The sequence below is a fragment of the Vibrio sp. Y58_MX_L22 genome (assembly GCF_024181865.1).
GTDB lineage: Bacteria > Pseudomonadota > Gammaproteobacteria > Enterobacterales > Vibrionaceae > Vibrio > Vibrio alginolyticus.
Window position 1 is genome coordinate 81,930 of sequence record NZ_JAMZAN010000010.1, and the last position, 15,753, is coordinate 97,682.

The window sequence follows — 15,753 nt, forward strand, 5'->3', positions numbered from 1 at the left end:
TGCCACGAAATCGTTAGCGTTTTTGACGAACGCTTTTAAAGTGCTCACACACTTCCTTGATCGCGTTCAATGTGCGTGGTGTCGGACGGTTAATCCAATCAGAGTTTAGGGACCAGATGTGTTTGTTTTTAAGAGCAAGAAGCTCATTACTCCACTCAGCCCACATACCATCGTTACTCATTGCGTGACGAGAAGTAAAAATAACCTCTGGCTGGCGAGTAATGACTTGCTCGATGCTAACTTGAGGATAAGGCGCGCTAGATGCGGCGAAAATGTTCTCACCACCGCAAAAAGTAAAGACTTCACTTGGCCAGTTCTTTCCGGCGACAGTGATGATAGGCTTTTCACTCAACTGATAAAAGTAACTAACTTTCTCGTTCGTGTTGTACTGTTCTTTTAGTGTACTCAGCTGCGTTCTAAAATCTTCAGCGGCCTTTTTTCCTACTTGTGGAGTTTCGCTGTATTGGCTGAGTTGCTCGATATTATTGGCGATATCTTCTAATGAACCTGTAGTGGAGTAATAGATAGGAATACCGAACTGTTTAATTTTCTCCAACTCTTTAGCGGGGTTTCCGGCTGGCCAAGCAATCACTAAGTCCGGCTGAAGAGCAATAATGCGCTCTAATTTAATTCCTTGATAATTTGAGACTCTTTCTAGCTGCTTTGCCTGTTCTGGATAATCGCTCATTTCGCTGACAGCAACAAGCTGCTCTCCTAGCCCTGCTGCAAAGGCAATTTCGGTGGCATGTGGAGCTAAACTTATAATGCGTTGAGCGGGTTGAGCGAAGGTCGCTGTCGAAACAAACAGCGTTAATGCGAAGCATAATTTATTCATCATAATCCTTGATAAATTATTCCTAAAAGCAAACTTTGGATTGCGATCCAAGCCAGGACGCGCCAAACGAGCAGCGTATGTATTTGTGAAAGGTGAATAGCCGATGGCGCAATGCGCCCACCGATTTTTGCGCGCTCTGCACGCACACCTTGATAGATAGCAGGGCCGCATAAAGACAGTTGTAGTTTGTGTCCGATAGTACATAACACCCAGCTAGGTCCTGGTAAGGGCCAAGACTTCGCTTGCTGTTGTATTCCAGAGAGCACATTACTTGTATTCTTTCCGGCAGCTAAAAGTATGGCAAAGAGACGAAGTGGAATAATATCCAGAGTAGCAACCAGTTGAATCACAGGTTTACCAAAGGGCAAATATTGGCGTCGGCTAGGGGACCACACTCGCGCTAATTCTGTTGTGAGTCGATACATTAACGCACCAATACTACCTGTTAGTGCGTACCAAAATAGCACGCCGATCACGTTGCGGCTGTATCCCATAATCAGGGTTTCTGAGCCAGCTTTACCTATGCCAACGATCGAGAGGTTACCAGTGTCGCGATTAAGATATGGTTGCAGTAATGCTCGACATTGGGCTTTGTCTTCCGAAGAGATACTTGTGACGAGCTGTTTCGTTAACGTTTCGCTGTTGCGCCAGTCTAGCGCAAGGATCAATAGAACCAGTTCATATAAAGGGATTTGCCAAACAAATGGCTTTACTGCAATCAGTAATATCAAGCAAGGAAACAGCATCAAGCCTAATGCAAGACTGCCTGAGATTACACTCTGTGAGTAATTGTGATTATTGTTCACTTTGTTGGCTAGCTGTTCTGCTAGCTTTCGCCATAAAGTGATAGGGTGCGCTGAATGGGGGATTGGCACTAAAAGGTGCAAGATCAGTGCACCCCACATAATGAGGAGCGCACCGTTGGCATAAAATGACTGAAAAACTTCTTCCATGAATGAGTCGTTTACTTAATGAGTTCCAGCATTTTGAATACCATTTCGGAAGAGCTTTTTGCTGCTAGAGGCAGGAACTCATCAAAGCTCATTGGTGATTCTTTATCAGCGACATCAGAGATTGCACGCACAACAACAAACGGTGTGTTGAATTGGTGACAAGTTTGAGCGATAGCAGATGCTTCCATTTCTACAGCGATAACTGACGGGAAGTGTTTACGAATAAACTCTTGACGCTCAGCGGTACAAACAAACGCATCGCCAGTACAAATTAGGCCGCGAACCGCATGAGTGTTTTCCATTTGTGCTAGGGCTTTTTCTGCTAAGTCCATTAGCTTGTCATCCGCTTTGAATGCAGCTGGTTGACCGGCCATTTGGCCAATTTCATAGCCAAAAGCGGTTACGTCTGCATCGTGATGACGAACTTCTGTAGAGATAACTACATCGCCAAGGTTTAAGCTTGAATCGAAACCGCCAGCAGAGCCTGTGTTAATCACAACGTCTGGTTGGTATTCATCAAGAAGGATTGTCGTGCCCACTGCCGCTGCAACTTTACCGATGCCCGATTGTAGTACGACGACTTCAACATCGTTAATTTGACCAGAGAAAAACGTACAACCTGCTTTATTTACAGTTTTGCAGTTTGTAATTGCTTGCTTCAGGATGGTCACTTCTTGTTCCATCGCACCGATGATACCAACTTTCATAACACTCTCTTTAAGTAAATATTTTAGTTGGCCGAGAGTATAGCACTCCCCGTTGGCAGTTTTCTATTTGATGAGCTTCGCTTGAGTGAGCTTTTCTCGTAATTGATCGGCGCGCTTTCTGTTTACGCCAAAGTCAGAGTAGCCCACACGAGATTCCGAGCGCACAATCAGTTGGTCTCCTGCTATTTTTAGTTCGAGGTCATCCACGAAGCGCATGATTTTAGATGTGCACTCGATACGAAGGTAGTTGCTTTCTTTCACCGCGGTTTTCGCGCCTGGCAGTTCAAGCGCAACTTGCTCAATAGCGTCGATGTTCGCTGAATCAACTAAGATAAATGGCGTTAGGTTGTATTTTTCTCGCGTGTCTTGGGTGGAGACGCAGTTTGGTTTGTCACCACAAGGTGATTGAGAACGATCCGTCATGGTTGTGACTCCTTGGCTACAAGCGGTTAAGCCGAGCAAAGTAATGGAAAGGAGAGCGGCTTTTTTCATTGTATTTACTCTTATAATTTTGTTTCTAATTATATGGATACAAAAGAAAAAGGATCCAATAACAGGACCCTTTTTGTGAGGTTAGCTGAGATTAAACTTCGAGGTAATCGAGAATGCCTTCTGCCGCTTTTCGTCCTTCATCAATAGCGGTTACAACAAGATCAGAACCTCGTACCGCATCGCCACCCGCGAAGATCTTTTCGTTGCTGGTCTGGAATTGGAACTCTTGCTTAGCAGGGGCTTTGATACGACCCCATTGATCCAAATCGACATCAAACGGTGCTAACCAGTCCATTTTGTGCGGCTGGAAACCAAACGCCATGATAACAACGTCTGCTGGTAGAACGTGCTCGCTGCCTTCAACGGGCTCTGGACGTCGGCGACCTGCTTCATCAGGTTCACCAAGTGCGGTTTTCACCACTTTGACCCCCGATACTTTGCCTGACGCATCCACTTCCACTCCCAAAGGCTGAAGGTTGAACATGAACTTCACGCCTTCTTCCTTTGCGTTTTTTACCTCGCGACGAGAGCCTGGCATGTTGGCCTCATCACGACGATAAGCACAAACTACGTTGGAGGCACCTTGGCGAATTGAGGTACGAACGCAGTCCATTGCTGTATCACCACCACCCAGTACGACGACTTTCTTTCCTGCCATATCGATAAAGGGTTGGTTACTCTCAAGATCCATGACTTTGTAGGTGTTCGAAACTAAAAATGGCAGCGCGTCATACACACCCGGCGCATCTTCATTATCTAGACCTGCACGCATGTATTTATAGGTGCCAACGCCCAAGAAAACAGCATCGTATTCATCAAGCAGCTCTTGCATTTGGACATCTTTGCCTACTTCCATGTTCATGCGGAACTCGACGCCCATTTCAGTGAACACACGGCGGCGGTTTTCCATCACGCCTTTTTCAAGCTTGAAGGAAGGAATACCGAAGGTCAGAAGGCCTCCAATTTCAGGGTAGCGGTCAAACACGACTGGCTTAACGCCATTGCGCACTAGGATATCCGCTGCAGCCAAGCCAGCTGGGCCAGCTCCAATGATTGCAACCTTTTTATCGGTCCACTCCACCTTGGACATATCTGGTTTCCAGCCCATTTCAAACGCTTTGTCGGTAATGTACTTTTCTATGTTACCGATGGTGACGGCACCAAAGTCATCATTAAGCGTGCATGAACCTTCACATAGGCGGTCTTGAGGACAAACGCGCCCACATACTTCCGGTAGGCTATTGGTTTGATGCGATAGTTCAACCGCTTCAAGAATACGACCTTCATTGGCAAGTTTTAACCATTGAGGGATGTAGTTGTGGACTGGGCATTTCCATTCACAATATGGGTTGCCACAATCTAAGCAGCGATCCGCTTGTGCAGTCGCCTGTTGTTTAGTGAACGGTTCATAGATTTCAACGAACTCGATCTTACGAACTTTTATAGGCTTTTTCGCAGGATCTACACGCTGCACATCGATAAATTGATAAACGTTCTGGCTCATGATTCAAACATCCTCCATGATTACTGTGCTTGAACACGCAGCTCTGCGGCACTGCGGCTCTGGTGACCAAGTAGCGTGCGAAGATCTGCCGCTTGTGGTTTCACCAAATAAAACTTTGGAATCCATTCATCAAAGTTCGCCAAAATATTTTCAGCATGACTCGACCCTGTTTCTTCAAGGTGTTCCGCAATTAGGCCACGCAAATGTTCTTGGTGGATGTAAAGATCGGACAATGAGATGGCTTCGACAGACTCAGTATTAACTCGACCTTCAAAGCTTTGGTTCTCATCCAGAACATAGGCAAAGCCTCCAGTCATACCCGCGCCAAAGTTCACACCTGTCGCACCAAGAATGGCAACAATACCGCCAGTCATGTACTCACAAGCGTTATCGCCAGCACCTTCAATGACGGCTATCGTACCTGAGTTTCGTACGCCGAAACGCTCACCTGCTTTACCGGCTGCAAATAGTTTACCGCCGGTCGCGCCGTACAGACAGGTGTTACCAATGATGGTTGCTTCATTACACTTAAATGCAGTGCCAAGGTGAGGTTTGATAACCACTTTACCACCCGCCATGCCTTTGCCCACGTAGTCGTTCGCATCGCCCGTGAGGTAAAGCTCTACACCACCTGCGTTCCAAACACCAAAGGACTGACCTGCGGTGCCGTCAAGATAGATTTTGATAGGGGAAGCCGCTAACCCTTGGTTGCCATAGCGTTTTGCTATTTCGCCAGATAAGCGTGCACCAACAGATCGATCAGTGTTGATGACATTGTAGAAGAAACTTGCCGATTGACTGTTTTCGACCGCATGCATTGCATCATCAACGATCTTTTGGTTGAGCTCAGCTTTATCAAACGGTTTGTTTGGCTCTGTCCAAAATAGCGGATGGCCCTCAGGTGATACTGGAGCTTCTAGAATATTGGATAGATCCAGCTTGGTCTGTTTCGCTGTAAATCCCTCTACTGCCTCAAGTAAATCGGTACGACCAATCAAGTCCGTCAGCTTTTCAACGCCAAGTTCGGCGAGTAATCCGCGCACTTCGTCTGCCAAGCCGATGAAGTAATTCATCACCATTTCTGGTAGACCTTTGAAGTATTCTTTACGCAGTGTCTCGTCTTGAGTCGCAACCCCAGTTGCACAGTTGTTGAGGTGACAAATTCGTAGGAACTTACAACCCATAGCGACCATTGGCGCAGTACCAAAACCGAAGCTTTCTGCACCGAGAATCGCCGCTTTCACCACATCTAGGCCAGTCTTTAGACCGCCATCTACTTGCAGGCGAATCTTATGACGTAGACCATTGGCAACCAGTGCTTGTTGGGTTTCTGCCAGTCCCAATTCCCAAGGGCTACCTGCGTATTTCACTGAGGTTAATGGGCTTGCTGCGGTACCGCCGTCGTAACCCGAGATGGTAATGAGATCAGCGTAGGCCTTCGCGACACCTGTTGCGATGGTGCCGACACCAGGCTCAGATACTAATTTCACCGAAACCAGCGCATTTGGGTTGACTTGTTTAAGGTCGAAGATCAGCTGGGCTAAGTCTTCAATCGAATAAATATCGTGGTGTGGAGGAGGGGAAATCAGAGTCACTCCCTGTACCGAATAACGCAGTTTCGCGATTTCTGCGGTAACTTTGTGTCCCGGTAACTGACCACCTTCGCCCGGCTTCGCACCCTGTGCGACCTTGATCTGCAGCACGTCTGCATTGGTTAGGTAGTGAGGCGTAACACCAAATCGACCCGAAGCAATCTGTTTGATACGCGAGTTACGCTCTGTACCGAAGCGACGTGGATCTTCACCGCCTTCACCCGAGTTGGAGTAACCACCAAGACGGTTCATCGCTGTTGCAAGTGCTTCGTGCGCTTCTGGGCTAAGTGCGCCAATGGACATCGCGGCTGAGTCAAAGCGTTTGAAGAGCTCAGTGCTAGGCTCAATTTGCTCTAAAGGTAGCGGTGAGTCTGATTTTTTCAGCGCCATTAAGTCACGCAGCATGGCAACAGGACGTTGGTTCACCTGTTTAGCAAAGCTCTGATAATCGTTGCTTTCGCCTGATTTCACCGCAGTTTGCAGTGTGCCAACCACGTCTGGATTGTAGGCGTGATATTCACCACCGTGGACATATTTCAATAAACCACCATGCTCGATGGCTTTACGTTTCGCCCATGCTTTACGAGATAAGTTTGTAAGATCTTGCTGGAAGTCGTCAAAATTCGCGCCTTCAATTCGAGTTGTGACGCCTTTAAAACACAGATCGACCACATCTTGGCTCAAGCCAACTGCTTCAAACAGTTGTGAGCAGCGGTAAGAGGCGATGGTTGAGATCCCCATTTTCGACATGATCTTGTACAGGCCTTTGTTGATGCCGTATTGGTAGTTTTGCATCACATCGCGGTAGTCTTTCTCTAGTGCTTTATCATCAATCAGTTTACCTAACGCTTCATAAGCAAGGTATGGGTAAACCGCAGTAGCACCAAAGCCAAGCAAGACAGCAAATTGGTGTGGGTCACGAGCTGTTGCGGTCTCAACAACAATGTTGGCATCACAACGTAAGTTGGCATCGATCAAGCGAGTTTGAACCGCACCGACCGCCATTGCTGCAGGAATTGGCAGCTTGCCTTTGAATAAAGCGCGATCTGAAAGCACGACTAGAACCGTGCCTTCACGCACCACTTGTTCTGCTTGCTCACACAGATCATCAATGGCTTGTTTGAGATCTTTCTGTTGTGGATCGTAGTTGATATCGAGAATGGTATTACGGTAATGATCGTCACTCAGCTCTAGTAGTTGCTGCATGTCTGAATAGAGCAGTACTGGAGAATCAAAGGTTACACGATGCGCGTGGCCATCGGTTTCACAGAAGACGTTCATCTCCTGGCCGATGCTGGTCGCCAGCGACATGACGTGTTTCTCACGCAGCGGATCGATTGGTGGGTTGGTGACCTGCGCAAACTTCTGACGGAAGTAATCAGTCACCAAGCGCTCTTTCGAAGAAAGAACCGCCATCGGGGTGTCATCACCCATCGAACCGACGGCTTCTTGCCCCATATCACCGAGGACACGCAATACTTGATCGACTTCTTCATTGCTCATGGCAAACTGCTTTTGATAAGTCTTAAGCAAGTCTTCATCAAAGCTACGCTCACCTACTTGATCTTCAGGCAGCTGAGAGAACGGTGTTAGTTTGCGAACGTTGTTCTCCATCCATTCGCGATAAGGGTGACGAGATTTCAGGTCATTATCGATCTCGCTAGACTGCCAAAGCTTACCTTTACGAGTGTCGATGACGAGCAATTCCCCCGGACCTACACGACCTTTTTTGGCAACTTCATCTGGGGCGTAATTCCAAATCCCTACCTCAGATGCCAGAGTGATCAACTTGTCTTTGGTAATTACATAACGAGCTGGACGCAGACCGTTTCGGTCTAGGTTACAAGCAGCATAACGACCATCGGACAGTACGATACCTGCTGGACCATCCCATGGTTCCATGTGTTTGGAGTTGAAATCGTAAAACGCACGCAAATCCGGATCCATGTCAGGGTGGTTTTGCCATGCTGGCGGCACAAGCATACGCATGGCACGGAAGATATCCATGCCGCCAGCTAAAAAGAGATCTAGCATATTATCTAAGCTAGACGAGTCTGATCCTGTCTCGTTCACAAACGGTGCTGCAGTTTGTAGGTCAGGCAGCAGTGGTGACGAGAACTTATAAGCACGAGCGCGTGCCCATTGTCGGTTACCTTCAATGGTATTGATCTCACCATTATGAGCAAGGTAGCGGAACGGTTGAGCTAATGGCCAACGCGGTTGAGTGTTGGTAGAGAAACGCTGGTGGAACAGACAGATAGCAGATTCCATACGTAGATCGGCTAGATCAAGATAAAAGCGCGGTAAGTCTGCAGGCATGCATAGGCCTTTGTACACCAAAACTTGAGTCGACAAGCTACAGATGTAGAAATCCGGATCTTCGGTGATTTGTTTCTCGATGCGACGGCGTGCGATGTAGAGACGACGTTCAATGTCGCGTTCGCGCCAACCTGCCGGTGCAGAGACAAAGACTTGCTGAATATTTGGAAGCGAGTTGGCCGCAATTGGACCGAGTACTTCTGAATTAGTTGGTACTTCACGCCAACCAGCCACAGTTAGCGTCTCTTGCGCCAGTTCTTTGTTGACGATGTCTTTAGCGAGTTGAGCTTTGACTGGATCTTGGTTGAAGAAAATCATCCCTACGGCGTATTGCTTGCCAAGGTTGAAACCATTTTCTTCGGCAATAAGACGTAAATAGGAATCGGGCTTTTGTAATAGAAGACCACAACCATCACCAGTTTTACCATCGGCGGCGATACCACCACGGTGAGTCATGCGGTCAAGTGCAGAAATTGCTGTACGTACCAGCTTGTGGCTTTGTTCGCCTTCCATATGCGCGATCAAGCCAAATCCACAGTTGTCTTTCTCAAGACTTGGATCATAAAGAGCCATTGCAATTCTCCCTTTGCTTATCCGTCATCCCGACAGATATATCAACACTGCTTACGTTGATATCGATGACTAACTATGCGTCATCTTTATAGCTTTATGTATAATTATTCAGTAAAAGTTGTGAAATATTTAACATTTTTTGAGTGTTTTATTTTCATCAACTTCACAAGCTATAGCTTATTGTAAAAAAGGTCAAGTTATTAGTGGATCATCACGTGAATATACGATTTACCATTTAATAAGCTAAAATAGTTTAATAATTTCAAATAGATAGAAAATTGATTGTTACAAAAAAGTAACATTTGATTCTGTGGGAGATAAAAAAGACCAGCATAAAATGCTGGTCAAAATAGAAAGATTGGAAGGAATTGTTTTCTTTCTTCACCGATAGCCATCGATATTGCTGATGGCTATTAGGCAATTGAAAGAGAGAAGCATGACTGCTTCGTTAAGCAGAAAGCATCAGTGAATCTGCTTTTGCTTCTAGGTTTGTGCCACCCATTAGATAATCATCGATAGCACGGGCACATTCGCGGCCTTCATTGATACAACGAACCACCAAAGATTGGCCTGTTCGCATATCACCAGCAGCAAATACGCCTTCTTGGTTAGTAGCAAAATCTTGAGTTGCTACGTTACCGCGATCGTCTAGTGCGATATCCAGTTGAGCAAGTACGCCTGTTGGTTCAGGGTGTAGGAAGCCCATCGCTAGAAATGCCATATCACATGGAATCACACGCTCGCTGCCTTCTACTTCTTTGAAGCTTGGGCGCTCGCCTGGTTTTGCATCTTGCCAAACGATATCAGCAAGACGAAGGCCTGTGACTTCACCTTTGTCATTTCCGATGAACTCTTTGGTCAGGATGTTCCAGTGACGATCGACACCTTCTTCATGAGAGGTCGAAGTACGTAGGATCATTGGGTATTGAGGCCAAGGCATATTGGCTGGGCGCTTCTCTGGTGGAATCGGCATGATTTCCACTTGAGTTACACTTGCTGCGCCGTGACGGTTTGATGTTCCCACACAGTCTGAACCCGTATCACCACCACCGATAACCACAACATGTTTACCCGCAGCGTGAATTTCTTCCGTTTTCAGGTCCATGTTATTGGCGCGACGGTTGTTTTGACCTAGGAATTCCATCGCGAAGTGAACGCCTTTTAGTTCACGACCCGGAACGGGCAAATCACGTGGAACCGTTGAGCCACCGGTTAGTAGAACCACATCGAACTCTTGACGCAATTGTTGAGCATTTACATCAACACCGACGTGTTGGTTTACTTTAAACTCAATGCCAGCTTCTGCCATTAGATTGATCTTGCGATCAATGACTTCCATGCTCAGTTTAAAGTCTGGGATACCAAAACGTAGCAGACCGCCCACTTTCTCGTCTCGCTCGAATACCGTCACAGTATGACCAGCGCTGTTTAACTGCTCAGCAGCCGCAAGGCCAGCAGGGCCCGAACCGATGATCGCAACGGTTTTGCCAGTTCGAGAGCGTGGTGTTTTTGGTTTGGCGTACCCTTCACGATACGCCGTTTCTACGATGGTTTTCTCGATATTACAGATAGTGATTGGGTCTTGGTTGATGCCAAGTACACAAGCACTTTCACATGGAGCAGGGCAAACACGACCAGTGAACTCTGGGAAGTTATTGGTTGAGCTTAGAATGTTCCATGCTTCTTCCCAGCTATCACGATAAACCGCGTCGTTAAATTCTGGGATGATGTTACCGATAGGGCAGCCGTTATGACAAAACGGCACACCACAATCCATACAACGAGAAGCCTGAGTATTGATCTTGTCACCAAACTCCTCGTTCAGAACGAACTCTTTGTTGTTCTTGATGCGTTCAGCTGGGTCAATCTTCTGTGGTAGTTCACGACCATGCTCTAAAAATCCAGTAGGCTTACCCATTATACGGCCTCCACTTGAGTTTCGTTTCCTTGAGACAGTGCTTCAGCTTTGCGTTTTTGAAGAACCGCTTTGTAATCACGCGGCATTACCTTAGCCATAGAGGCTAGGCTAGCTTCAAAATTGTCTAGGAAAGACTGCGCGACTTCACTTCCTGTGAATTGAACGTGCTTAGTTAGCATGTCGAGTAATAGATCTCTGTCTTCTTTCTCGATTGGATCTAGGTCTACTAACTCTGGGTTCAGTTTTGACTCAAAGTCACCTGATTTATCCCATACGTAAGCCACGCCACCACTCATACCTGCGGCAAAGTTACGACCTGTTGACCCAAGGATGATGGCTGCACCGCCAGTCATGTATTCACAACCGTGGTCACCGACGCCTTCTACTACTACTTTCGCGCCTGAGTTACGAACACAGAAACGTTCACCAGCCATACCACGAATGAAAGACTCACCCGAAGTTGCACCGTAGAAGCACACGTTACCAACCACGATGTTGTCTTCCGCGACAATACTTGATTTTGCATCTGGGTAAAGTATTAAGGTACCGCCAGATAAGCCTTTACCCCAGTAGTCGTTCGCGTCGCCTTCCACCTCGAACTTCACGCCCTTAGCTAGGAATGCACCGAATGACTGACCCGCAGAACCTTTGAACTTCACGTTCATTGGCTGAGGTAGACCCGCATCTTTGTACACTTTCGAGATTTCGTTCGACAACATGGTACCTGCAGAGCGGTCCGTGTTGACGATAGGGAACTCGGCATTCACCGCTTCGCCTTTCTCTAGTGCAGGGATAGCTGCTTGAATCAGCTTACGGTCTAGCACTTCTTCTAGGTTGTGGTTCTGTTGAGCTTGGTTGAATACACCATCAGCTTCACGTGGTCGCTCAACGTGGAGAACAGGAGACAGATCTAGGTTCTTGTATTTCCAGTGAGAAATGTCTTGGCGAATCTTCAGCTTCTGACCTTGACCGACCATTTCATCGATAGTGCGGAAGCCAAGTTCAGCCATGATTTCACGTAGACCTTGTGCCATGTATTGGAAGAAGGTTACGACGTCTTCTACGCGACCATCAAAGCGCTCGCGAAGTGTTTTGTTTTGAGTCGCGATACCAACAGGACAGGTGTTCTTATGACACTTACGCATCATGATACAACCTTCAACCACCAATGCTGCGGTTGCCACGCCCCATTCTTCTGCACCAAGTAGTGTTGCCACTGCAAGGTCGCGAGGTGTCTTCATCTGACCATCCGCTTGAACCACGATACGGTTACGTAGACCGTTCTTTAGTAGCGTTTGGTGCGTTTCTGCCAAGCCAAGTTCCCAAGGAAGACCGGTATGACGGATTGAAGACATTGGTGATGCACCTGTACCACCGTCGAAACCAGCGATAAGTACAACGTCCGCTTTCGCTTTCGCTACACCAGAAGCGATCGTACCTACGCCAGCTTCCGATACCAGCTTCACGTTTACACGGCCCGCGCGGTTCGCGTTCTTCAAGTCATAGATAAGCTGAGCCAAATCCTCGATTGAGTAGATATCGTGGTGTGGCGGTGGCGAGATAAGGCCAACGCCTGGAGTTGAGTGACGTGTAGCACCGATCCAGTCATCTACTTTATCGCCTGGTAGCTGACCACCTTCACCTGGCTTCGCGCCTTGAGCCATCTTGATTTGTAGCTCTTCAGCGTTAGTTAGGTAGTAAGAGGTTACGCCGAAACGACCTGAAGCCACCTGTTTGATTGCAGAGCGTTCCCAATCGCCGTTCTCTTTGCGCTCGAAACGCATTGGGTCTTCACCACCTTCACCAGAGTTCGATTTCGCGCCAAGACGGTTCATCGCAACAGCCAGTGTGGAGTGTGCTTCGTAAGAAATAGAACCGAATGACATTGCACCTGTCGCGAAGCGTTTCACGATGCTTTCAATTGGCTCGACGTCGTCGATAGAGATAGAACCAGCGGGGTTCTTAATGAACTCAAGTTGGCTACGCAGGGTTACCGCGTTGTCACCTTGCTTATCTACAGCAGTCGCGTATTGCTTGAACTGATCGTAGTTCTTGTTGCGCGTAGACTCTTGCAGTAGAGAAATGGTTTCTGGGTTGAATAGGTGCTTCTCACCACGCTGTTTCCATTGGTAAACACCACCAACATCCAGCATTTGAATTGGGATTTCGCGTTGTGGGTAACCGATGCGGTGACGGATAAGTACTTCTTTGGCGATATCATCAAGGGTTAGACCTTGGATACGAGAAACCGTCCCTGTGAAGTATTTGTCGACCACGGATTTGTGGATACCCAATGCTTCGAAGATTTGCGCACCATGGTACGACTGTAGCGTAGAGATGCCCATCTTCGAGAAGATCTTCAGAAGACCGCCATTGATCGCTTTACGGTAGTTGTTGAACAGATCGCGAGGGTTCGCTTCTGGATCCAACTTCTTCGTACGTTGAAGTTCAATGATGGTTTCAATCACTAGGTAAGGGTTAACCGCATTCGCACCGTAACCAAGTAGCGTTGCAAAGTGGTGCGTTTCACGCGCGTCACCAGTTTCAACCACGATGTCACACTTCGCACGTAGACCTTTACGGATCAAGTGGTGGTGTACTGCGCCAACTGCCAGCATTGCTGGGATCGCCGCGTGGTTTGAATTCACTGCGCGGTCAGTGAGTAGGATGATTGAATAACCATCGATAACCGCGTCTTCTGCGTATTGGCAGATACGTTTTAATGCACGCTCAAGTTTGCCTTGATCTTCACTAGCTTGGAATACGATATCCAACGTTTTCGCTTGTAGGTGCTCGTTATCGATCGCACGCAGTTTTTCAAGCTCTGAGTTCGCCAGAACCGGCGATTCTAATTCGACTTTCTGACAGTGAAGTGGTGTTTCAGTCAGAAGGTTTTGGTCTTTACCCAAGTAAGTGTTCAGCGACATAACCATACGCTCACGGATCGGGTCGATCGGTGGGTTAGTTACCTGTGCAAACAGCTGCTTGAAGTAGTTTGAAAGATGCTGAGATTGATGAGATAGAACCGCAAGAGGCCAGTCGGCACCCATTGCTGATAATGGCTCTTTCGCATCATTCGCCATTGGAACGATGATTTCGTTCACTTCTTCAGTGCTTACGCCAAACGCTTGTTGGCGGTGTAGAAGGTGTTCTGGCTTAGGCTGGCTGAACTGGTTGCTCGCGTCTGGCAGCTTCTTCAAGCTCAGTAGGTTTTCTTCTACCCACTTCTCGTAAGGCTGCGCTGTTGCGATGGTGTCTTTCACTTCTTCATCAGAGATGATGCGACCTTGCTCTAGGTCTGCAACGAAGATACGACCTGGCTGTAGACGACCGCGGAACTCTACGTTCTCTGGTTCAATATCCACAACACCAGATTCAGATGCCATCACTAGGAAGTTATCTTTGGTCACTGTGTAGCGAGAAGGGCGCAGACCGTTACGGTCTAGTGTCGCACCAACTTGAACACCATCAGTAAAACATACTGAAGCTGGACCATCCCATGGTTCCATAATGTTCGCGTGGTACTGATAGAACGCGCGACGTTTAGGATCCATGTTTTTGTTTTCTTGCCATGCTTCTGGGATCATCATCATCAATGCGTGTGGCAGGCTGCGACCAGAAAGAACTAGGAGCTCAAGTGCCATGTCAAAGTTAGATGAATCTGAGCTGCCTTCCTGACAGATTGGAAGAAGCATGTCGATTTCAGCCTGAGTAAACAGGTTTGATTCTAGAATTGCTTCACGGGCTTTCATCCAGTTCAAGTTACCGCGAACTGTATTGATTTCACCGTTGTGGGCAATGTAACGGAAAGGCTGTGCAAGACGCCATTTCGGGAAGGTATTGGTAGAGAAGCGAGAGTGTACCAGTGCTAGTGCAGTCACCATGGTCGGGTTTTGCAGATCAAGGAAGTACTGAGGTACTTGCTCGGTCGTTAACTGACCTTTGTACACCAATGTCTTGTAAGACATTGAGTTAATGTAGAAGTCGTCACCAATGTTCGAAACGCTTTCTAGGCAAACACGTACAGTGTAGTTACGAAGTACGTACAGTTTGCGCTCTAGCTCTTCAGGTGTGATGCCAGGGCCACCAGAGATAAACACATGCTCAAACTGAGGTTCTGTGCTTAGTGGGTCTGCACCGATCATTGAGTTATCGGTTGGCAATACGCGGTAGCCGATAACTTCAAGGTCTAGACGTTGTGCATTACGTTCTAGAATGTCACGGCATTGCTCGCGTTTGTATTCGTCTTTCGGGAAAAGAACGACACCAACACCATACTTTTCAAACGAAGGCAGTTTAATGCCTAGCTTAACGGCTTCTTCTAATAGGAATTCATGAGGTTTTTGTAGCAAGATACCCGCACCGTCACCGCTGCATGGGTCACAACCTTGACCACCACGGTGTTCCATGCGAGCCAGCATATCCAATGCTTGAGTCACTACTTCATGAGATTTACGGTTTTTAAGGTGAGCAACAAAACCGATACCACAAGCGTCATGCTCCAGTTCCGGAGTGTACAGACCCTGTGGATTTTGCTCTCTATCTACCATAGATACATCCTTCCAGTTCAATGTCGACGCAAAAGTACCGGGCAGCAAATACTACCTAGACTATTGATTACGTCTTGTCCTTTATATTTATTATCGCCACCGATCTAGGTTGACCGGTCTTGATTCCTTTCCGTATCTCGCAGGAAAAGTTTTGCGAGAAAAACAATCCTTGGTGGTATCCCTTTATTTATTATCACTATTCAGTGATTTATATAGGTAGGAGTGGGATAACACCGACAAATCCCGCAGTGTGCTTTGTAATAAAAGTCACAAAAATAACGGGGTTGTGTAAGTATCCTACAATTTTGTC

8 protein-coding genes are annotated in these 15,753 nt (G+C 47.2%); all 8 read right to left on the reverse strand.

Annotation, left to right across the window (positions count from 1 at the left end; translation table 11 throughout):
- Nucleotides 1-13: 13 nt before the first annotated feature.
- Nucleotides 14-835 carry a vitamin B12 ABC transporter substrate-binding protein BtuF gene (gene btuF, locus NL626_RS19425; protein WP_017633625.1) on the reverse strand — a complete coding sequence of 274 codons (822 nt, stop codon included), beginning with the start codon at nucleotides 833-835 and terminating at the stop codon, nucleotides 14-16.
- On the reverse strand, nucleotides 835-1,788 hold the full coding sequence (locus NL626_RS19430) for a cobalamin biosynthesis family protein (protein WP_167415015.1): 954 nt from the start codon (nucleotides 1,786-1,788) through the stop codon (nucleotides 835-837). The genes btuF and NL626_RS19430 overlap by 1 nt, the downstream gene beginning before the upstream one ends.
- Before the next feature lie 11 nt (nucleotides 1,789-1,799).
- On the reverse strand, nucleotides 1,800-2,495 hold the full coding sequence (gene mtnN / locus NL626_RS19435; RefSeq protein ID WP_005381837.1) for a 5'-methylthioadenosine/S-adenosylhomocysteine nucleosidase: 696 nt from the start codon (nucleotides 2,493-2,495) through the stop codon (nucleotides 1,800-1,802).
- A gap of 63 nt (nucleotides 2,496-2,558) precedes the next feature.
- Nucleotides 2,559-2,987 carry a DUF1499 domain-containing protein gene (locus NL626_RS19440; protein WP_025768418.1) on the reverse strand — a complete coding sequence of 143 codons (429 nt, stop codon included), beginning with the start codon at nucleotides 2,985-2,987 and terminating at the stop codon, nucleotides 2,559-2,561.
- 91 nt (nucleotides 2,988-3,078) lie between these two features.
- On the reverse strand, nucleotides 3,079-4,491 hold the full coding sequence (locus NL626_RS19445) for an FAD-dependent oxidoreductase (RefSeq protein WP_005381833.1): 1,413 nt from the start codon (nucleotides 4,489-4,491) through the stop codon (nucleotides 3,079-3,081).
- Between the two features lie 20 nt (nucleotides 4,492-4,511).
- Entirely contained in the window at nucleotides 4,512-8,975 is a 4,464-nt protein-coding gene (gltB, locus tag NL626_RS19450) for a glutamate synthase large subunit (protein WP_213968476.1), read from the reverse strand.
- Nucleotides 8,976-9,423: 448 nt separating this feature from the next.
- Nucleotides 9,424-10,893: a glutamate synthase subunit beta gene (locus tag NL626_RS19455; protein WP_025768420.1), complete on the reverse strand. Its 1,470-nt coding sequence runs from the start codon at nucleotides 10,891-10,893 to the stop codon at nucleotides 9,424-9,426.
- On the reverse strand, nucleotides 10,893-15,443 hold the full coding sequence (gene gltB / locus NL626_RS19460) for a glutamate synthase large subunit (protein ID WP_213968475.1): 4,551 nt from the start codon (nucleotides 15,441-15,443) through the stop codon (nucleotides 10,893-10,895). Before gltB (NL626_RS19460) ends, NL626_RS19455 begins: the two co-directional genes overlap by 1 nt.
- Nucleotides 15,444-15,753: the final 310 nt, after the last annotated feature.

Excerpts from the sequence above, each read along its gene's own strand:
- gltB (WP_213968475.1), bottom strand. The coding sequence starts at position 15,443 with ATGGTAGATAGAGAGCAAAATCCACAGGGTCTGTACACTCCGGAACTG.
- NL626_RS19440 (WP_025768418.1), bottom strand. The coding sequence starts at position 2,987 with ATGAAAAAAGCCGCTCTCCTTTCCATTACTTTGCTCGGCTTAACCGCT.
- NL626_RS19445 (WP_005381833.1), bottom strand. The coding sequence starts at position 4,491 with ATGAGCCAGAACGTTTATCAATTTATCGATGTGCAGCGTGTAGATCCT.
- NL626_RS19430 (WP_167415015.1), bottom strand. The coding sequence starts at position 1,788 with ATGGAAGAAGTTTTTCAGTCATTTTATGCCAACGGTGCGCTCCTCATT.
- mtnN (WP_005381837.1), bottom strand. The coding sequence starts at position 2,495 with ATGAAAGTTGGTATCATCGGTGCGATGGAACAAGAAGTGACCATCCTG.
- NL626_RS19455 (WP_025768420.1), bottom strand. The coding sequence starts at position 10,893 with ATGGGTAAGCCTACTGGATTTTTAGAGCATGGTCGTGAACTACCACAG.
- btuF (WP_017633625.1), bottom strand. The coding sequence starts at position 835 with ATGAATAAATTATGCTTCGCATTAACGCTGTTTGTTTCGACAGCGACC.
- gltB (WP_213968476.1), bottom strand. The coding sequence starts at position 8,975 with ATGGCTCTTTATGATCCAAGTCTTGAGAAAGACAACTGTGGATTTGGC.